At 75.3% G+C, this 18,633-nt stretch carries 17 protein-coding genes; 12 read left to right on the top strand and 5 right to left on the bottom strand.

The window, feature by feature from the left end:
• Positions 1 to 139: 139 nt before the first annotated feature.
• From ACHZ99_RS23275 to ACHZ99_RS23260, 4 genes are all read left to right on the top strand, one after another.
• Positions 140 to 1,699, top strand: a complete 1,560-nt coding sequence (locus ACHZ99_RS23275) for an alkaline phosphatase D family protein (RefSeq protein ID WP_420306643.1) — start codon at positions 140 to 142, stop codon at positions 1,697 to 1,699.
• Positions 1,700 to 1,701: 2 nt separating this feature from the next.
• The gene (locus tag ACHZ99_RS23270; protein ID WP_420306642.1) at positions 1,702 to 2,619 is read left to right on the top strand and encodes a polysaccharide lyase family protein; all 918 of its coding nucleotides are present in this window, start codon (positions 1,702 to 1,704) and stop codon (positions 2,617 to 2,619) included.
• A gap of 81 nt (positions 2,620 to 2,700) precedes the next feature.
• The gene (locus tag ACHZ99_RS23265; protein ID WP_420306641.1) at positions 2,701 to 4,419 is read left to right on the top strand and encodes an IlvD/Edd family dehydratase; all 1,719 of its coding nucleotides are present in this window, start codon (positions 2,701 to 2,703) and stop codon (positions 4,417 to 4,419) included.
• Positions 4,420 to 4,431: 12 nt separating this feature from the next.
• Complete coding sequence (locus tag ACHZ99_RS23260) at positions 4,432 to 5,472, top strand: zinc-dependent alcohol dehydrogenase (protein ID WP_420306640.1); 1,041 nt, start codon at positions 4,432 to 4,434, stop codon at positions 5,470 to 5,472.
• Positions 5,473 to 5,710: 238 nt separating this feature from the next.
• Here the strand turns inward: ACHZ99_RS23260 and ACHZ99_RS23255 are convergent, their stop codons facing one another.
• The 4 genes from ACHZ99_RS23255 to ACHZ99_RS23240 form a co-directional block, all read right to left on the bottom strand.
• The gene (locus tag ACHZ99_RS23255; protein ID WP_420306639.1) at positions 5,711 to 5,911 is read right to left on the bottom strand and encodes a hypothetical protein; all 201 of its coding nucleotides are present in this window, start codon (positions 5,909 to 5,911) and stop codon (positions 5,711 to 5,713) included.
• On the bottom strand, positions 5,908 to 6,102 hold the full coding sequence (locus ACHZ99_RS23250; RefSeq protein ID WP_420306638.1) for a hypothetical protein: 195 nt from the start codon (positions 6,100 to 6,102) through the stop codon (positions 5,908 to 5,910). Before ACHZ99_RS23250 ends, ACHZ99_RS23255 begins: the two co-directional genes overlap by 4 nt.
• Before the next feature lie 159 nt (positions 6,103 to 6,261).
• The gene (locus ACHZ99_RS23245) at positions 6,262 to 7,479 is read right to left on the bottom strand and encodes a helix-turn-helix domain-containing protein (protein WP_420306637.1); all 1,218 of its coding nucleotides are present in this window, start codon (positions 7,477 to 7,479) and stop codon (positions 6,262 to 6,264) included.
• A gap of 179 nt (positions 7,480 to 7,658) precedes the next feature.
• A complete protein-coding gene (locus tag ACHZ99_RS23240; RefSeq protein WP_420306636.1) occupies positions 7,659 to 8,882 on the bottom strand; it encodes a hypothetical protein in 1,224 nt (407 codons plus the stop codon).
• A gap of 99 nt (positions 8,883 to 8,981) precedes the next feature.
• On the opposite strand from ACHZ99_RS23240, the gene ACHZ99_RS23235 reads away from it, so the two are divergent.
• From ACHZ99_RS23235 to ACHZ99_RS23220, 4 genes are all read left to right on the top strand, one after another.
• Positions 8,982 to 9,818: an NAD-dependent epimerase/dehydratase family protein gene (locus tag ACHZ99_RS23235; RefSeq protein WP_420306635.1), complete on the top strand. Its 837-nt coding sequence runs from the start codon at positions 8,982 to 8,984 to the stop codon at positions 9,816 to 9,818.
• A 141-nt stretch (positions 9,819 to 9,959) separates the two neighbouring features.
• Positions 9,960 to 10,892: a 5-dehydro-4-deoxyglucarate dehydratase gene (locus tag ACHZ99_RS23230; RefSeq protein ID WP_420306634.1), complete on the top strand. Its 933-nt coding sequence runs from the start codon at positions 9,960 to 9,962 to the stop codon at positions 10,890 to 10,892.
• Positions 10,889 to 12,172 (top strand): enolase C-terminal domain-like protein, encoded by a 1,284-nt coding sequence (locus ACHZ99_RS23225; protein WP_420306633.1) that lies wholly within the window; start codon positions 10,889 to 10,891, stop codon positions 12,170 to 12,172. The genes ACHZ99_RS23230 and ACHZ99_RS23225 overlap by 4 nt, the downstream gene beginning before the upstream one ends.
• A gap of 74 nt (positions 12,173 to 12,246) precedes the next feature.
• A complete protein-coding gene (locus ACHZ99_RS23220) occupies positions 12,247 to 13,782 on the top strand; it encodes a sodium:solute symporter family protein (protein ID WP_420306631.1) in 1,536 nt (511 codons plus the stop codon).
• Positions 13,783 to 13,859: 77 nt separating this feature from the next.
• On the opposite strand, the gene ACHZ99_RS23215 is transcribed toward ACHZ99_RS23220, so the two are convergent.
• Entirely contained in the window at positions 13,860 to 14,783 is a 924-nt protein-coding gene (locus tag ACHZ99_RS23215; protein WP_420306630.1) for an NADP-dependent oxidoreductase, read from the bottom strand.
• A 64-nt stretch (positions 14,784 to 14,847) separates the two neighbouring features.
• Here ACHZ99_RS23215 and ACHZ99_RS23210 point away from each other — a divergent pair, with 64 nt between their 5' ends.
• From ACHZ99_RS23210 to ACHZ99_RS23195, 4 genes are all read left to right on the top strand, one after another.
• Positions 14,848 to 15,249: an RNA-binding S4 domain-containing protein gene (locus ACHZ99_RS23210; RefSeq protein WP_420306629.1), complete on the top strand. Its 402-nt coding sequence runs from the start codon at positions 14,848 to 14,850 to the stop codon at positions 15,247 to 15,249.
• Positions 15,250 to 15,366: 117 nt separating this feature from the next.
• Positions 15,367 to 16,632 (top strand): NAD(P)/FAD-dependent oxidoreductase, encoded by a 1,266-nt coding sequence (locus ACHZ99_RS23205; protein ID WP_420306628.1) that lies wholly within the window; start codon positions 15,367 to 15,369, stop codon positions 16,630 to 16,632.
• 1 nt (position 16,633) lies between these two features.
• Positions 16,634 to 17,596 (top strand): sigma-70 family RNA polymerase sigma factor, encoded by a 963-nt coding sequence (locus ACHZ99_RS23200; protein WP_420306627.1) that lies wholly within the window; start codon positions 16,634 to 16,636, stop codon positions 17,594 to 17,596.
• Between the two features lie 59 nt (positions 17,597 to 17,655).
• Positions 17,656 to 18,528, top strand: a complete 873-nt coding sequence (locus tag ACHZ99_RS23195) for a PhzF family phenazine biosynthesis protein (RefSeq protein ID WP_420306626.1) — start codon at positions 17,656 to 17,658, stop codon at positions 18,526 to 18,528.
• Positions 18,529 to 18,633 lie beyond the last annotated feature (105 nt).

Genomic DNA, 18,633 nt, shown 5'->3' with positions numbered 1-18,633 from the left:
CACGGGCCGTCCCGTACCGCCGCGTTGCGGGTCCCGACCGTCTCTCTGCCGTCCCGCACCCCTTCACCTGCGCGTCGCGCACCGGCCATCCCGCCCGGTGACCATCCTTCCGGATCTTCACCACACCCGGGAGGCCCAGGTGACGTCAGCACCCCATTCCCCGCGCCGCCGTTCGTTCCTCCAGGCCGCGGGCGTCGGCGTCGGCGCGCTGCTCGCCGGGGCCGGGCTCGCCGGGCGGGCCGAGGCCGCCGGCGGCGCCCCCCGGCTGCGCGCCGACCCGTTCCGCCTCGGCGTCGCCAGCGGCGAACCCGCCGCGGACGGCGCCGTGCTGTGGACCCGGCTGGCGCCCGACCCGCTGGCCGACGACGGCCACGGCGGCATGCCCCGCGCCGGCTACCGCGTCGGCTGGCAGGTCGCGGAGGACGAGCGCTTCCGCCGGGTCGTACGCGCCGGCTCCGCGCTCGCGCTGCCCGAGCTGGGGCACTCGGTGCACCCGCAGGTCCGCGGGCTGCGCCCGGGCCGGCAGTACTTCTACCGCTTCCGCACCCGGGGCCACACCAGCCCCGCCGGCCGGTTCCGCACCGCGCCCGGCGCCCGCTCCGCCCGCGGCTCGTTCACCTTCGCCACCGCCTCCTGCCAGGCCTGGTACCACGGGCACTTCACGGCGTACCGGGACATGCTCGACCGCGACCCCGACGTGGTGTTCTTCCTCGGCGACTACGTCTACGAGTACGGCATCACCGCCGCGAACATGAGGCGCAACGCCCCGGCGCCCGGCGCGCGCCACGCGACCGAGACCAGCACCCTCGCCGACCACCGCCTGCGCTACGCGCTGTTCAAGACCGACCCCGACCTCCAGGCGATGCACGCCGCGGCGCCGTGGATCCTCACCCCCGACGACCACGAGGTGCAGAACGACTACGCCGACGAGGACTCGTACTACGGCCTGAGCGAAGAGGACTTCCTGCTCCGCCGGGCGGTCGCGTACCGCGCGTACTACGAGAACTGCCCGCTGCCCCCGCTCGCCCTCGCCCACGGCCCCGACGCCCGCCTGCACCGCCGGCTGCGCTACGGCGGCCTGGCCACCCTGCACGTGCTCGACGCCCGCCAGTACCGCGACCCCAGGCCCGCCGACGCCGCCGAGCAGCACGCGCCCGACCGCACCATGCTCGGCCGCGAGCAGGAGCGCTGGCTCGCCCACGGGCTGCGCTCCGCGGGCACCCGCTGGAACCTGCTGCTCCAGCAGGTCGGGCTGGTCCGGGTGACGGAGAACCGCGTCGACCAGTGGGACGGCTACCCGGCCGCCCGGCAGCGCCTCCTCGACGTCCTCGGCGAGCCGGGCGTCGCGCCGTCCGTCGTCTTCACCGGCGACTGCCACCGCTCCATCGCGGGCGACCTGCTCGCGGACTTCGCCGACCCCGGATCGCGGGTCGTGGGCAGCGAGTTCCTCGGTACGTCCATCGCCTCCGACGGCGACGGCGCCCCGACGGACGGCTACACGCAGGACTGGATGCAGCACCCCTGGATGCGGTTCTACGACGGCCGCCGCGGCTACGTCCTCGGGCACGCGGACGCCGGCGCGGTCACGGCCGAGTACCGGGCGGTGCCGTACGTACAGGCGGACAACCGGGCGGCCGGGTTCCGGCTGGACCGCTTCCGCGTCGAGCACGGCCGCCCCGGCATGCAGAAGGTGAGCTGACGATGACCACGGACACCACGGACACCACGGACACCCCGGACCCCGCCACCGCCGACCCTGCCACCGTCCCCGCCGCCGGGCACGGGCACGGGCACTCCGGCCGGGCCCCCGGCGCGGTCTCCGGGCTCGCCGCCGCCGGCGGGCTGGGCGCCGTCGAGCTGACGTGGCGCCCGTACCGGACGCGCGGCCGGCAGCTCGTCGACCACTACGAGGTCCACGAACTCACCGCCGCCGGCAGCACCCTCCTCGCCCGCACCCTCTTCCCGCACCACACCCACCGCGTCGGCCCCGCGCCCGTGACCCGCCGCTACACCGTCGTCGCCGTGGTCGACTCCGGCGCGCGGACCCGGCCCGCGCGCCCCGCCGAGGCGGCCAACGCGCGCTCGCTGGCCGCGGGCCGCCCGGTGGCGCAGGTCGGCGACTTCGACCACCGGGGGCTGGAGTTCGCGCTGTCGCCCAACCAGAGCGCGCGCTACCCGACGGCCTTCCCGCAGGACGTCGACTTCCGCCACGGCACCTCCGACCCCGGCCGCGACTGGTGCTACCTGCACCCGGGCCCGCGCGACTCCTGGGCCGGCCGGAAGGAGCACACCTTCACCCTCCGCTTCGACCTGCCCGCCGCCCCCGCGCACGACCTCGGCTTCGCGCTCTGGCTCATCGACTCGCACGCCACCGCCGCCGGCACCGCCGACCTCGCGCTCAACGGCCACGCGGTACGCACCCTTGCGTTCCGCGGCGGCGCGACCCGCGGGTCGCTGGAGGGCGACGCCGCCCGGCCGGGCAGCGTACTGAAGCCGTCGTCCTACGAACTCCCGCTGGCGGCGGGCCTCTTCACCCCCGGCGAGAACGTCCTGACGCTGCGCAAGACGAGCGGGTCGTGGATCGCGTACGACGCGCTGGGGGTGTTCGCCCCGCGGTGACGGACGGCCGGTGGCTAGGCAGGACGCGTAGCAACCGATTACCGTGCGGAGGTTCCCCCCGCACGAGACGAAGGACGGTGTATGGCTGCCGAGCTGCGAAGCGCCCAGTGGTACGGGGGTACGGACCGGAACGCGTACATGCACCGCGCGTGGATGCGCCGCGGCCTGCCGCACGACGCGTTCTCCGGCCGCCCCCACATCGCGATCGCCAACACGGCCTCCGACCTGACCCCCTGCAACTCCCACCTCACCGAGGTCGCCCGCTCCGTGCGCGACGGCGTGCACGAGGCGGGCGGCATCCCGCTGGAGCTGCCCGTGGTCTCGCTCGGCGAGACCCAGGTGCGGCCCACCGCGATGCTGTGGCGCAACATGGCGGCCATGGCGGCGGAGGAGATGTTCCGCGCCAACCCCGTCGACGGCCTGGTGCTCCTCGGCGGCTGCGACAAGACGATCCCCGCCCTGCTCATGGCCGCCGCCTCGGTCGACCTGCCCGCGCTCGTCGTCCCCGGCGGGCCGATGCTCACCGGCACCTTCCGCGGGCAGCCGCTGGGCTGCGGCACCGACGTGTGGCGGCTGAGCGAGGAGGTGCGCGCGGGCAAGATGTCCGAGCGGGACTTCACCCGCTCCGAGTCCTCCATGATCCGCAGCCGCGGGCACTGCAACACCATGGGCACCGCCTCCACCATGGCCGTGCTCGCCGAGGCGCTGGGCATGGTCCTCCCCGGCCTGGCCGGGACGCCGGCGCCGGACAGCCGGCTGCTGGAGGCGGCGCACGAGTCGGGGCGGCTGTCGGTCGAGCTGGTGCGCGAGGAGCGTACGCCGTCGCGGATCATCACGGCCGCCTCGTTCCGCAACGCGATCGTCGCGCTCGCCGCCACCGGCGGCTCCACCAACGCCGTCGTCCACCTCCTCGCCCTCGCCGGCCGGCTCGGCGTGGAGCTCGGCCTCGACGACTTCGACCGGGTCGGCGCGGACGTACCGCTCCTGGTCGACCTGCTGCCGGCCGGCCGGTTCCTGATGGACGACCTGTACCGCGCGGGCGGCCTCGCGGCCGTGCTGGCCGAGGTACGCGACCTCCTCGACCCGGCGGCGCTCACCGTCACCGGCCGCCCGCTGGCGGACCACCTCGACGGCGCCCGCATCTGGGACCCCGAGGTCATCCGCACCCGCGCCGCGCCGCTCCAGCCCGCCGCCGGCATCGCCGTGCTCCGCGGCAACCTCGCCCCCTCCGGCGCCATCGTCAAACCCGCCGCCGCCTCCCCCGAGCTGCTGCGGCACCGCGGACGCGCGGTCGTCTTCGACAGCATCGAGGACTTCCACGCCCGCATCGACGCCCCGGACCTCGACGTCGACGCCGACTCGGTGCTCGTCCTGCGCGGCTGCGGCCCGCGCGGCTACCCCGGCATGCCGGAGGTGTCGAACATGCCGCTGCCGCGCAAGCTGCTGGAGCAGGGCGTACGCGACATGGTGCGGATCTGCGACGGCCGGATGAGCGGCACGGCGTACGGGACGGTGGTGCTGCACGTCGCGCCGGAGGCGGCGGCGGGCGGGCCGCTGGCGCTCGTACGGAACGGCGACTGGATCGCCCTCGACGTCGAGGGGCGCACCCTCACCCTGGACGTACCGGACGCGGAGCTGGCGGCCCGCACGCCGAACGCGGCGACGGTGGCGGGCTACGCGGCGCCGCGGCGCGGCTGGGAGCGGCTGTACGTGGACCACGTGCAGCAGGCGGACACCGGGGCGGACCTGGACTTCCTCGTCGGCTCGTCCGGCTCCGAGGTGAGCCGTGAGTCGCACTGAGGGCCACCGCCGTTGAGGGCGTTCGTGCTGCACGGCCCCGGCGACGGCGCGGTCGTGGACGCCGCGCCGCCGGCCGCCGGACCGGGCGAGGCGGTGGTGGACGTCGCGCGCGTGGGGCTGTGCGGGACGGACGTGGAGCTGTACTCCGGCGAGTTGCAGTACCTCCGCGACGGCCGCGCGCGCTTCCCCGTACGCCCCGGACACGAGTGGTCCGGCCGGGTCGCGGCGGTGGGCACCGGCGCCGACCCGGGCTGGGTGGGGCGGCGCGTGACGGGCGACACGATGCTGGGCTGCCGCGGCCCCGCCTGCCGCCGCTGCCGGGGCGGGCGGCAGCACCTCTGCGAGGACCGCGAGGAGGTGGGCATCCGCGGCCGCCCGGGCGCGCTCGCGGCACAGCTGGCCGTACCGGCGTGGTCGCTGCACGCGCTGCCGGACCCGGTCGACGACACCATGGGCGCGCTGGTGGAGCCGGGCGGCAACGCGCTGCGCGCGGCCCGGGCGGCGGTGGCCGCGGCGGGCGACCGGGTGCTGGTCGCGGGCCCGGGCACGATCGGCCTGCTCACCGCCATGTTCGCCCGCCGGGCGGGCGCGGAGGTGCACGTGCTGGGCCGCGACCCGGCGTCGCTGGAGTTCGCCGCGTCGCTGGGCTTCGACCGCTGCTGGACGGCGAAGACCCTGCCGCCGATCCGCTACGACGCGGTGGTCGACGCCTCCAACGCGGAGTCGCTCCCGGCGCGGGCGGTGGAGCTGGTGGAGCCGGGCGGCCGGGTGGTGTTCATCGGCCTGGCGGGCACCCCGAGCCTGCTGGACACCCGCGCCCTGGCCCTGAAGGACGCGACGGCGGTGGGCGTGCTGAGCGCGTCCCCGGGCCTGGCGGAGACGATCACGGCGTACGCGGAGGGGTCGGTGGACCCCCGCCCGCTGGTGGCGGCGACGGTGGGCCTGGAGGCGGTGGCGGGAGTGCTGTCGGGAACACGCCCGCAGGGCGCGGGAGCGGGACCAAAGGTGCATGTGTCCCCGGGCGCGCCGGGGGCGCCGGAGGGCCGGGGGTAACAAGGGCCGGGGGCGGCGATTGCCGGGGGCGGCCGGGAGCCGGACATCGGTATGCACGTGGCGGTGACGAACTCGGGGTAACCCACCCCCTGAGCCAGCACAAATCACCCACGGGGGCCGAGTTTCGCCCACCTACGTACACCCGGCGGGCACCCGCTGCGGACGGCATGCGGGCGAGCCGGGGCTGATGGAGGGCCGCCCGCCGTGCCGGCGGCGGACGTAGCGGGCTGGGCGGGGGTCAGTGGGTGGGGTGTCTGCGGATGAGGACGTTGGCGTCGCTGACGGCGGACATATCGCCCGCCGCGCGGCACGCCGCGCGGTCGTCGGCCAGGTCGGTGCACCGGCCGCAGCCGGGTGCCGGGGTGGCGTCGCGGATGGGCCACATACCGGGCAGGGTGACCGGGCCGTCCGCGAAGGTGCGCCGCGCGGGCGCGGTCACGGGGCCTCCCCTCGTCCGCGACAGCGGGCGCACTCGCAGGGCGGGTAGACGCCGTTCAGCTCCGGGGGTTCGCAGTCGCGGGCGTAGACGTGCTTCACGCGGCCGAAGGTGCGCCCGCTGTCGCGGGACACCCGCAGCGTCATCCGAGGACGGTCAAGAAGCTCGGCGTCGTGCTGTGAGTCGGGCGTCATGGTGGTCCTTGCGTCGTCGATGACGCGGTGCCGGCCAGAGCCCTCGCGGAGGGCCGGTACAGCTGGCGCCGCTTCTCGGAGGACGCACCGTAAATCGGGCTCCTGCGCGGGGACAGTGACGCTCTGCACCACTCTGCTACGCGGGTAGGACGCCGTGCCCTACCCGTCGAGGTGGAGCCGGGAGGCGAGTTCGGTGACCGGAGACGTGCGGCGCCGCTCGCGACCGCGCAGCTCGGCGACGATTCGGCGCGCCGTGGTGTGGTACCGCATCCACTCGGGGGCGTCGGTCTCTGCCTGGAGGAGAGCGCGCACGGCGTGCTCGTCCCGGTTGAGGTCGACGTAGGCGAGGGCGCGGTCGACGTGGAATCTGGCCCGCCACGTCGGCGGGAGCGACGGCAGGTCGGGGATGGTGCGGGAGGTGGTGATCGCCTCCCGGTTCTTCTCCATCTCCACCAGGAAGTTCACCTTGGCCACGCCGGTGTTGGTGGGGCCGAACGGCGTGGCGTAGTCGAGGCGGTCCCGGCCGATGGTGGCTGCCGCGGCGGTCGCCATGCGCAGCAGCTCGTCCACGCGGTCGTACGTGCTGGTGCCCTGACGGACCGTGGCTGTGGCCGCGCGGAGCAGCAGGATTCCCCACAGGGACAAGTCCGCCGGAGCGGAGCGGAAGCCGGGGTCGATGTCGTCGGCGTAGCGCAGCGCCACGTGTTCGGCGTCCTCAAGCCGCCCCTGTCTGGTGAAGATCCACGCGAGCGTGGAGGCGCCGACGATCTCCAGGCGTGGGTCGTCGGAACGGCGGGCGGCGTCCGTCGCCCGTTCCATGGCCGTGAACGCCGCGTCGTCCTTTCCCAGCGCGGTGAGGGTGGTCGCGGCGACCTGGTACGCCTCCGCGAGGACGGCATACGCGGACGCCCGCGAGGCGCCGTTGTAGGCGCGTGCGGCGGTGAGGGCGTCGCGGATGAGCGGGGGCAGCCGGAGCCCGATGTCGGCCATGCGGCCCTCGCGGCGGATACGTTCAGTCGAGTGCAGCGCGGCGCGTAGAGCACCGAGGGCCGGCGGGTCCTCGGGGTCCGGGTCGTCCCCGAGGAGCCCGGCGAGGGGCGCGACCGCCTGCCGCAAAGCGAGCACGGAGGGGAGTTCGCCGCTGGGCGGGGCCTCGAACGTGGTCGGCTGGCCGAGGAGCGTGGACGTGTCGACGTCGAGGGCTCGTGCAAGCTGGTTGAGGGTCGCGAGCCTGGCCGTCAGCCGCCGGTTCTGCTCCAGCTTGCGCACGGTGTCGACGGACACGTCGGCGCGGTCCGCCAGTTCCTCTTGGGTGAGGCGGCGTCGTGTGCGTAGCCGCCCGATGCGGTCGCCGATGGACTCGCCGTGTTCGTGCATGGGGCACCCCCGCCAGGTGGATGAGAATTCCACGCTACGCCGTATGTATGGGGGTTGGGGGCGGGCGAATGTGACGGGAGCCCCAACCCCCGGCGTCGGCCCGACCACCCGTCCCGGGCCACCTCCCGTTCTCGGTCGCCGCGGCGCGGGCTCCTTCGCCGGGCCCTCCGCTGCCGTCGTCAGGCCGGAGTTGGGCGTCCGGCGCCCAGGGCCTCCGCTACCCGGGCCAGGTCCGTCGACGACGCCAGCCCGGCGTGGTAGAGGCGGAGTTCGTCCGCGCCCAGGTCCGTCGCGTGTGCGGCGTCCGCCGCCAGGGTCGACGGGGAGCCGCCCATGCCGGAGACCACGGTGAGGTTCGCCGCCAGGGTCGTCTGCGGGCGGCGGTGCGGGGCGCAGGGTTCCAGGGCGGCGGTGCGGGCGGCGGGGCCGCCGGTGCAGGGCAGCACCAGGCCGTCCGCGAAGGTCAGCACCTCCGCCGGGTCCACCCCGGCGTTCGCGCCGCAGGCGTACGGCTCCGGGGTGGCGTGCAGCAGGACGCGGAAGGCGGAGTCGGGGGCGGCGGCCCGTACCGCCTCGACCGCTTCGCGCTGGAGCCGGGTCGCCGCCGCGCGCCGCCAGCCCAGCACGGCCGCCGCCCGCTCGGTGCCGAGCAGTTCGTCGATCCGGGCCGGGATCTCCGCCGCCGGGGGCGGGGGTGCCGCGGCGGTTCCGTCCCAGTACGGGCGCAGCGCCGCCGTGACCGCCGCCCGCAGGGCCGCCGGCTCGGCGCCGTACGCGGCGTAGCCGTCGCGGCAGCGGTCGCAGAAGCACAGCGACATGAGGAGCTGCCCCGCCGCGTCCAGCGCCACCCCGGCGGTCTTGTCGTGGGCGTGCAGGTGCGCCAGCCCGTACCAGCCGCAGGACTCCAGCTCGCAGCCCCGCGCGCCCGGCCGGGTCGCGGCTTCGGCGGCGAGCCGGACGAGGTAGTCGCGCACCTCGGGGCGGCCGATGCACGGGGCCCACGGGTAGCGGTCGCCGTGCGCGTTGACCACCGAGGTGTCCGGGTGCTCGGCGCCCAGGCGGGAGTTGTGCGCGAGCACCACCCAGCTGTGGACCTCCAGGCCCGCCCCGGCCAGCGCCTCCGCGGCCGCGTCGAAGGGGTCGGCGGCGTCCACCCAGTCCTGGGTGTACGGGCGGAGCGCCTGCCCGGACCACCGTCGCGGGTCCGGCGGGTAGAGCACGGAGGAGTGGCGGGCGGTGACGACGCGGTGGCGGGGGTGGCGGGGGGTCAGGGCGCGGGTGGAGTGGTACGCGGCGGCGAGCGTCGCCTGCCGTACGCCCAGCTCCGCCACCCGGCGCGGGGCGGCGGGGTCGCCGACGACGTCCCACGGATAGAGAAAGACCGAAGCACGAGGTGTCATCATCAGGGTGTACACATTTCTGCCCGGCGTCCATATTGGTGAACACGCACGCTATGGCCGCCCCGACACACCGTCAAGACCGAGCCCGAGGAGCCCTCCACGATGTCAGCCCACCGTCCCCCGCGCACCGTCCTGCTCACCGGCGCCGCCGGCGGCGTCGGCACCCTGATGCGCGGCCTGCTGCCCGACCACGGCTACGAGCTGCGGCTGCTCGACCGCGTCGCCGTCGACCCCGGCCCGGAGGAGGTGCACTACGCCGACCTCGCCGACACCGCCCCCCTGCGCGAGGCGGTCCGCGGCGTCGACGCGGTGCTCCATCTCGCGGGGATCTCGGTGGAGTCGACGTTCGACAAGGTGCTGCGGGCCAACGTGGAGGGCACGTACCACCTCTACGAGGCCGTGCGCGCCGAGGGCGTCCCGCGCGTCGTCTACGCCTCCAGCAACCACGCCGTCGGCTACCACCCGCGGCCGCGCCACGCCGGCCGGGTCCCCGCCGGCGAGCTGATCGGCGTCGGCGCGGCGCACCGCCCGGACACCTTCTACGGCCTGTCCAAGTGCTTCGGCGAGGACCTGGCGCAGCTCTACTGGGACCGGCACGGCATCGAGACCGTCTCCGTCCGCATCGGCTCCTGCTTCCCGGAGCCGACCAGCGTGCGCATGCTCTCCCTGTGGCTCAGCCCGGCCGACGGGGCCCGGCTGTTCCACGCCGCGCTGACCGCCCCGGACGTCGGCCACACCGTCGTCTACGGCAGCTCCGCCAACACCCGCGTGTGGTGGGACCTCGGCACGGCGCGGGCGCTCGGGTACGAGCCGCGGGACGACTCCGAGCGTTTCGCCGGCAAGCTGCTGGCGGAGCTGGGGCCCGACGACCCGGACGCGCCGGAGGCGGCGAACCTGGGCGGCCCGTTCTGCACCGACCCGCCGATCTGGCCGCACTGAGCCCGCCGTTCGCCCGGCCCACCGCCGTCCCGCAGCCCCGAACCGCGCGCACCCCCTTGACGGCCCGGCGCCCCCGGTTCTACTTTTCCGGCACCAATTCAGATTCATATCTCACGTTCAGATACATGAATCGAGGTTCCGGTGCGGCTCGACGGCATCCTGTTCTTCCCCCTCACCCCCTTCGACGGCGGCGGTTCGGTGGCCGAGGACGTGCTCGCCGGCCACGTCGCCGACGGCGTCGCCCACGGCGCGGGGGCGGTCTTCGCCGCCTGCGGCACCGGCGAGTTCCACGCGCTCGACGGCGCCGAGCACCGCCGCGTGGTCGGTACCGCCGTGGCCGCCGCGGCCGGCCGGGTGCCGGTGTTCGCCGGCGCCGGCGGCCCGCTGCCGCACGCCGTCGCGTGCGCCCGGGCCGCCGCCGAGGCCGGGGCCGACGGGGTGCTGCTGATGCCGCCGTACCTGGTGGCCGCGCCGGAGGCGGGGCTCGTGGCGTACGTGCGCGAGGTCGCCGCCGCGACCGGCCTGCCGCTGGTCGTCTACCAGCGCGACAACGCCCGCTTCACCCCCGCCGGCGCCGCCGAACTCGCCCGGATCCCCACCGTCACCGGCTTCAAGGACGGCCTCGGCGACATCGAGCTGATGCAGCGCATCGTCCCCGCCGTGCGCGCCGCCCTCGGCGAACAGCGGGCCCCCGCCAAGGACTTCACCTTCTTCAACGGCCTGCCCACCGCCGAGGTCTCGGTCGCCGCGTACGCGGCCGTGGGCGCCCGGCTGTACTCGTCCGCGGCCTTCTGCTTCGTCCCGGAGGTCGCGCTCGCCTTCAACCGCGCGCTCGCCGACGGCGACGACGCCCTCGTACGGCGGCTGCTGACCGCCTTCTACATCCCCCTCGTCCAGCTGCGCAACGAGGTCCCCGGCTACGCGGTGTCGCTGGTCAAGGCCGGTGTCCGGCTGCGCGGCCGGGACGTGGGCGGCGTCCGGCCACCGCTTCAGGACCCGCATCCCAAGCACCTGGCCGAGCTGGAGCAGCTCGTCTCCGCCGGGCTGGAGACCGCCGGGGCGGCGGCCCGATGACCCCGGCGCTGCGAATACGCGAGATCACCGTCACCCCCGTCGCCTTCCGCGACCCGCCGCTGCTCAACGCCTCCGGCGTGCACGAGCCGTGGGCGCTGCGCAGCGTCGTCGAGGTCGTCACCGACGACGGCCTGACCGGCCTCGGCGAGAGCTACGGCGACGCCTCCCACCTGGACCGGCTGCGCGCCGCCGCCGACGCCCTGACCGGCGCCGACGCCGGCCACCACCACGGCCTGTACGCCCGCGTCGCCGCGTCCGTCGGCGACGCCGTCTTCTCCGACCAGCACGGCCTGACCGGCGCCGGCAGCAACGGCAAGACCGTCGACTCCGTCTTCTCCCCCTTCGAGGTCGCCTGCCTCGACATCGTCGGCAAGGCCACCGGCCGGCGGGTGGCGGACCTCCTCGGCGGGCCGGTGCGCGACGCCGTGCCGTACAGCGCGTACCTCTTCTACAAGTGGGCCGGCCACCCCGGCGAGGACGCGGACCGCTTCGGCGAGGCCCTCGACCCGGACGGCATCGTCGCGCAGGCGCGGCTGCTGATCGGGGAGTACGGCTTCCGCTCGCTGAAGCTCAAGGGCGGGGTCTTCCCGCCCGACGAGGAGATCGCGGCCGTCCGCGCCCTGGCCGCCGCCTTCCCCGGCCTGCCGCTGCGCATCGACCCCAACGCCGCCTGGACGCCGGAGACCTCCGTACGCGTCGGCGCCGAGCTGGCCGGGACGGTGGAGTACCTGGAGGACCCGGCGCCCGGGATCGACGGGATGGCGGAGGTGGCGGCGAAGGTGCCGATGCCGCTGGCCACGAACATGGCGGTGGTCACGCACGCGCACCTGCCGCCGGCCGTCGCCCGCCGCGCCGTCGGCGTCCTGCTGATGGACCACCACTACTGGGGCGGGCTGCTGAGGTCCACGCAGGTCGCCGCGCTCTGCGGGACGTTCGGCATCGGGCTTTCCATGCACTCCAACTCCCACCTCGGCATCAGCCTGGCCGCGATGACGCACCTGGCCGCCGCCACCCCTAACCTCGACCACTCCTGCGACACGCACACCCCCTGGCTGACCGCGCGGGACGGCGGCCAGGACGTGATCACCCCCGGGGCCCTCACCTTCGCCGGCGGCGCCGTACCGCTGCCGCCGGGGCCCGGCCTGGGCGTCGAGCTGGACCGCGACGCGCTGGCCGTGCTGCACGAGCAGTACGAGACATGCGGTGTCCGGCGCCGCGACGACACCGCGTACATGCGCCGCTTCCACCCCGGCTTCTCCCCCGCGCGGGCGCGCTGGTGAGCCGGTGAGAGCAGCGCACGCGGCACGTGCACCACCCCCACCTCTCATCGGAGCACACACAGGCAGGAGCCGCGATGTCCCCCGCTGACTGGATCATGGTCGGTGCCTACTTCTGCGTGATGGTAGGCATCGGCTGGTGGTCGAAGAACCGCATCCACACCGTGAAGGACTTCTTCACCACCGGCGGCCGCATACCGTGGTGGCTGTCCGGCATCTCGCACCACATGTCCGGCTACAGCGCGGTGATGTTCGTCGCGTTCGCCGCCGTCGCCTACGACCACGGGCTGACGGTGTACGTGTGGTGGGCGCTGACCATCGGCCTCGGCATCGGCGTCGGGGCGTTCCTCTTCGCGCCGCGCTGGGCGCGGCTGCGCGCGAAGCACGACGTGGCCTCCCCGCTGGAGTACCTGGCGAAGCGCTACGACCTCCCGACCCAGCAGGTGCTCGCGTACAGCGGCGCGCTGCTGAAGGTCGTCGACATCGCGGCCAAGTGGGTGGCGATCTCGGTGCTGCTCCAGGGCTTCGCGGACGTGCCGCTGGAGTGGGGCATCCTCTTCACCGGCGTGGCCACGATGGCGTACATGGCGGTGGGCGGGCTGTGGGCGGACGTGCTCACGGACTTCAGCCAGTTCGTCATCCAGCTGGTCGCGGGCGCGGTGATGTTCGTGGCGGTGCTGGCGGAGCTGGGCGGCTTCTCGTCGCTGTGGACGATGTGGGACGACCTGCCGGAGCACCACAACGACCCGGTCACCGGGCCGGTGACGACGACGCTGGTGCTGGCGTTCCTGCTGGTGAAGACCTTCGAGTACAACGGCGGCATGTGGAACCTGGCGCAGCGCTACATGGCCGCCCCGTCCGGCTCGGCGGCGAAGCGCTCGGCGCTGCTGTCCAGCGGGCTGTGGCTGGTGTGGCCGTTCGTGCTGTTCCTGCCGATGTTCGCGGCGCCGCTGATCGTGCCGGGGCTGGAGAACACCGAGGAGTCGTACATCGAGCTGGCCAAGGAGCTGATGCCGGCCGGGCTGACGGGGCTGGTGCTGGCCGGGTTCTTCTGTCACACGATGGCGATGGTCGCCTCGGACTCCAACGTCATCTCGGCGGTCATCACCCGGGACATGGCGCCGGTGCTGGTGCCGCGGGTGCGGCGGCTGACGGACCGGGCGCAGCTGACGTTCGCGCGGGTGACGACGGTGTCGTTCGTGTCGCTGAGCATGGTCCTGGCGATCGCGACGGGGGGTGAAGGGTTCGTGCTCGACGTGGTCGTGGACCTGGTGGCGGCGACGATGGGGCCGATCTCGATCCCGCTGATGCTGGGCATGCTGCCGTGGTTCCGGCGCAGCGGGCCGACGGCGGCGATCGTGTCGTGGGCCGGCGGCCTGGGGCTGTGGACGGTGCTGAAGTGGGTGCTGGAGGACACCTCGCAGGCGGCGCTGGTGGGGCTGCCGCTGCTGACGTCGCTGGTGCTGTACGTGGGCGTGGGACTGCTGCGGCCCGAGGGCGGGGCGGAGCAGGACGCGCTGATCGACTCGCTGGGGTCGGACCCGGAGGACGGAGCGGCGGAGGCGAAGGACGCCAGGCCGCCGGAGGCGGCGGCGGACGTCGCCTCGCGCTGAGGGGTCTCGGCGGCCCGGCAACCCCCGCGCGTGCGGCGGGGGTTGCCGGGGCCCGGGCCGGCCCGCGGGCCGGCGGCCTACTCCACGTCCAGGACCAGCTTGCCGCGCGTACGCCCCGACTCGCTGCGGCGGAACGCCTCCGCCGCCTCCGCCAGCGGCAGCGCCGCGTCGACGTGCACCGTCAGCTTCCCCGCCGCCGCGAGCGCCGCCAGCTCCGCCAGCCCGTCGGCGTCCGGGCGTACCCACACGACCTGGCCGCCGAGCTTCTGCACGTCCCCGTCCGCGATCGACGCCGACCGCGCCGCGTCCTTCAGCACCTCGCGGGAGACGTGCACCGCGCCGCCGCCGGCGAAGTCCAGCGCCGCGTCCACCCCGTCGGGGGCGATCTCCCGCACCCGGTCGGCGAGGCCGTCGCCGTACGTCACGGGCTCGGCGCCCAGCGAGCGGAGGAAGTCGTGGTTGCGCTCGCTCGCGGTGGCGATCACGCGCGCCCCGCGCACGGCCGCCAGCTGCACGCCGAGCGAGCCGACCCCGCCCGCGCCGCCGTGGATGAGGACCGTCTCGCCCGCCCCCAGGTCGACGCGGTCCATCGAGCGCAGCGCGGTGAGCCCGGCCAGCGGCAGCGCCGCGGCCTGCTGCCAGCCCAGCGCGGCGGGCTTGCGGGTGAGGGTCCGTGCGGGCGCGGCGACGTACTCCGCGTACGTCCCGTGCCCGATCTCGTCGCGGCGCACGTACCCCAGCACCTCGTCGCCCACCGCGAACTCCGGGGTGTCCGCGCCCAGCTCCTCGACCACCCCGGCGGCGTCCCAGCCGGGGATGAGCGGGAAGTGGACGTACATCATGGGGTCGAGCCAGCCCTTCGCGACCTTCCAGTCCACGGGGTTGACCCCGGCCGCCTTCACCCGCACCAGCACTTGGTCGGGGCCGACCTTGGGCCTGGGCACCTCGTCGAGGCGCAGGTTCTCCGGGCCGCCGTACTCGTTCGTGACGATCGCCTTCATGATCCCCTTCCAAGGTCGGCTCCGGGAAGATTATTCCTCCGCGGCGGCCCGTAGAGTCGGTGACATGGCTGGAGAGGACGGGAGCGTACGGGTCGACAGCTGGATCTGGTCCGTGCGGCTCACCAAGACCCGCTCCGCGGCGGCGGCCGCGTGCAAGGCGGGACACGTCCGGGTCAACGGTGACCGGGTGAAGCCCGCCCACGCGCTGCGGGTCGGCGACGAGGTGCGGGTGCGGCTGGCCGGGCGGGACCGGATCGTGGTGGTCAAGCGGCTGCTGCGCAAGCGGGTGGGCGCGCCGGTGGCCGTCGAGTGCTACGCGGACCACAGCCCGCCCCCGCCGCCGCGCGAGATGGCCGCCCCGGTCGCCCGCCGCGACCGCGGCACGGGACGGCCGACGAAGCGGGACCGGCGCGAGATGGAGCGGCTGCGCGGCCGGGCGGAGGACCGGGGCGGCGGGGAGCGGTAGCGCTCCGCCGCGCCGCTCCGGCAGCGGTGTGACGCAGGTCATGTTCCGTTCCTGTCAGCAATCGGGGCGCTGTTCCGCTCAGGTCTCGACAGCGACCGAACGACAGGAGCGCAGCCCATGAAGCACCGCATCGTCGTCCTCGGCGCCGGCTACGCCGGTGCCTACACGGCCGGAAACCTGGCCCGCCGGCTGTCGCCGGCCGACACCGGGATCACCGTGGTCAACGCGGTGCCCGACTTCGTCCAGCGGCTCCGGCTGCACCGGCTCGCGGCCGGCGGGGAGCTGGCGGCCCCGACGCTCGCCGACGTCTTCGCGGGCACCGGGATCCGGGTGCGGGTGGCCCGCGCCACCGCCGTGGCCCCCGACAGCCGGATCGTCACGGTGGCCGACGCCGAGGGCGGCGGCGAACTGCCGTACGACACCCTCGTCTACGCCCTCGGCAGCCGGGTCGCCGACCACGGCGTCCCCGGCGTGGCCGAGCACGCCTTCCACGTCACCGCCCGGCCCGCCGCGCTGCGGCTGCGCGAGCGCCTGGACGACCTGGAGGAGCGGGGCGACGGCGGGCGGGTGCTGGTCGTCGGCGACGGGCTCACCGGCATCGAGACCGCCACCGAGATCGCCGACGCCCGGCCCGGGCTGGCGGTGACCCTGGTCGCCCGCCGCGAGCTGGGCGCCCGGCTCTCCGCCGGCGCCCGCGCCCACCTGCGCCGCGCCTGCGACCGGCTGGGCATCGACATCCTGGAGCACGCGAGGGTCGAAGCCGTGGAGGCGACGGGCGTACGGTGCGCCGACGGCACCGCCGTCGCGGCCGACGCGACCGTGTGGGCGGCGGGGTTCGCGGTCGGCCCCCTCGCCGCGGCCGCCGGGCTGGAGGTCACGGGGAGCGGTCAGCTGGCCGTCGACCGCACCATGCGGTCGGTCTCGCACCCGGACGTCTACGCCGTCGGCGACAGCGTGTGCGCCATCGGCGACAACGGCATCCAGCTGCCGATGTCCTGCGGCTCGGCCGGCTACACCGGCAAGCAGGCGATCGACGCGATCGTGGCCCGCCTGACCGGCCGCCCGGTCCGGCACACCAAGCTCGTCTACACCTTCAACCACATCAGCCTCGGCCGCCGGGACGGGATCCTGCAGTGGGTCGACGAGGAGGCGCGCGCGAAGCCGTGGTACCTGGGCGGCCGGACCGCCGCGCGGGTCAAGGCGGGCATCGTGCGCGGCTCGCTGTGGGCCACCGAGCACCCGGCCTACGGCCTGCCCAGGCGCCGGCGCCGCCTGACCGCGGCCGGCGCCACCGCCCCCTCCGGCCACCGCCCGGCGGGGCCGGCGACCGGCTCCGACCCCGCGTGGGACGCGTCCGACGGACCGGCGTCCGCGGGCGCCTAGAGTGGTCCGCGTGGACGGCACCGCCACCGACGGCTTCGACACCGGGCTGTTCGAGGCCAGCCGGAGCCGGCTGGCCTCGCTGGCGTACCGGATGCTCGGCTCCGCCGCCGACGCCGAGGACGCCGTGCAGGACGCGTACCTCCGCTGGCAGGCCGCCGACCGCCGCCGGATCGAGACCCCGGAAGCCTGGCTGACCAGGGTCGTCGTCAACCTGTGCCGCGACCGCCTGCGCGCCGCGCACACCCGGCGCGAACGCACGGTCGGCACCTGGCTGCCCGAGCCCCTCCTCGACGGCGACCCGATGCTCGACCCGGCCGACACCGTCGAGCAGCGCGAGTCGGTCTCCCTGGCCGTGCTCACCGTCATGGAACGCCTGTCGCCCGTCGAGCGGGCCGTCTACCTCCTGCGCGAGACGTTCTCGTACGGCCACGCCGAGATCGCCGGCATCCTCGGCATCACCGAGTCCGCCAGCCAGCAGCACCTCCACCGGGCCCGCCGCCGCATCTCCGCCGTGCGCCGCCGCGGCGGCGAGGTCGACCCGGAGTCGGCCCGCCGGATCGCCGAGGAGTTCTTCCTCGCCGCCTCCTCGGGCCGTACGGAACGGCTGGTGGCCCTGCTCACCGACGACGCGACCGCGATCTCCGACGGCGCCGGGATGACCGACAGGATGTGGCGGTACGACACGCCGCAGCGCATCGCGGGCGTCGCGCGGGCCGGCTTCGCCACCTCCCGGGTGAAGCGGCGGCTCACCGGCGGCACCCCCTCCGTCCACTCCGCGGTCGTCAACGGCGGGCCCGCGATCCTCTTCGCGGTCGAGGACCGGGTCTTCGGCACCGTCACCTTCGACCTCGACGGCGGGAGGATCGCGCTGGTGCGCGGCATCGCCGCGCCCGTCCGGCTCACCCGCCTCGCCGACGCCTGGCGGGGTGACGAACCGGGCCCGCCGCTCCTCGCCCGCTGGTAGGGCCCCCGCCGTCGCGCACCCGCGGGAACATCCGGCGCGCCCCGGCGGGTTGTCCCCGCATGACCGACGTACTGCGCTACACCGCCTTCGCCACCGACCCCGCCGGCGGCAACCGGGCCGGGGTCGTCCTCGACGCCGCCGGGCTGACCGACGAGCGGATGGCCGCCATCGCGGCCGAGGTGGGCTACTCCGAGACCGCCTTCCTCACCCCCGGCCCGGCGGACGGGGCCGCGGGCGGGGAGGCGGCCGGCGCGGCGGGGCGGTCGTTCACCGCCCGCTACTTCAGCCCCGCCGCCGAGGTCCCGTTCTGCGGCCACGCCACCGTCGCGACCGCTGTCGCGCTCGCCGAGCGGCTGGGCCCCGGCGACTTCGTCCTGCACACCCGGCCCGGCCGGGTGCCGGTCGCGGTGACCGAGGCGGAGGGCGTGCTGAAGGCGACGCTCAGCAGCGTCGAGCCGCACGTCCGCGAGGCCGCGGACGGCGACGTCGCCGAGGCCCTGGCCGCGCTGCGCTGGCCCGCCGCCGACCTGGACCCGGCCCTGCCGCCGCGCATCGCGTTCGCCGGCGCGCACCACCTCGTCCTCGCCGCCGCCACCCGCGCCCGCCTCGCCGGCCTCGACTACGACTTCGAGCGGCTGCGGGCGCTGATGGAGCGGCTGGACCTCACCACCGTCCAGCTCGTGTGGCGCGAGTCCCCCGACGTCTTCCACGTCCGCGACCCGTTCCCGGTCGGCGGCGTCGTGGAGGACGCGGCCACCGGCGCGGCGGCGGCCGCCTTCGGCGCGTACGCCCGCGAGCTCGGCCTCGCCGGGGACAGCGCCCGGCTCACCCTCCACCAGGGGCACGACATGGGCAGGCCCTCGCTGCTGGAGGTCGAGATGCGCGCGGACGACCCCCGGGTGCACGTCACGGGCGCGGCGGTCCGCATCTGACGGACCCCTCCGCCGTGTGATCCACATCACATCGAGGATTTCTTCGGCTCCGGTGTCGAAATCCGTCCCTCCCGCTCGACGCACGGGTGACAGGCGCCCGCGGGG

The sequence above is a fragment of the Streptomyces sp. MAR4 CNX-425 genome, assembly GCF_048656465.1.
In the GTDB taxonomy this organism is placed as follows: domain Bacteria; phylum Actinomycetota; class Actinomycetes; order Streptomycetales; family Streptomycetaceae; genus Streptomyces.
This window is presented reverse-complemented; position numbering and strand designations above follow the sequence as displayed.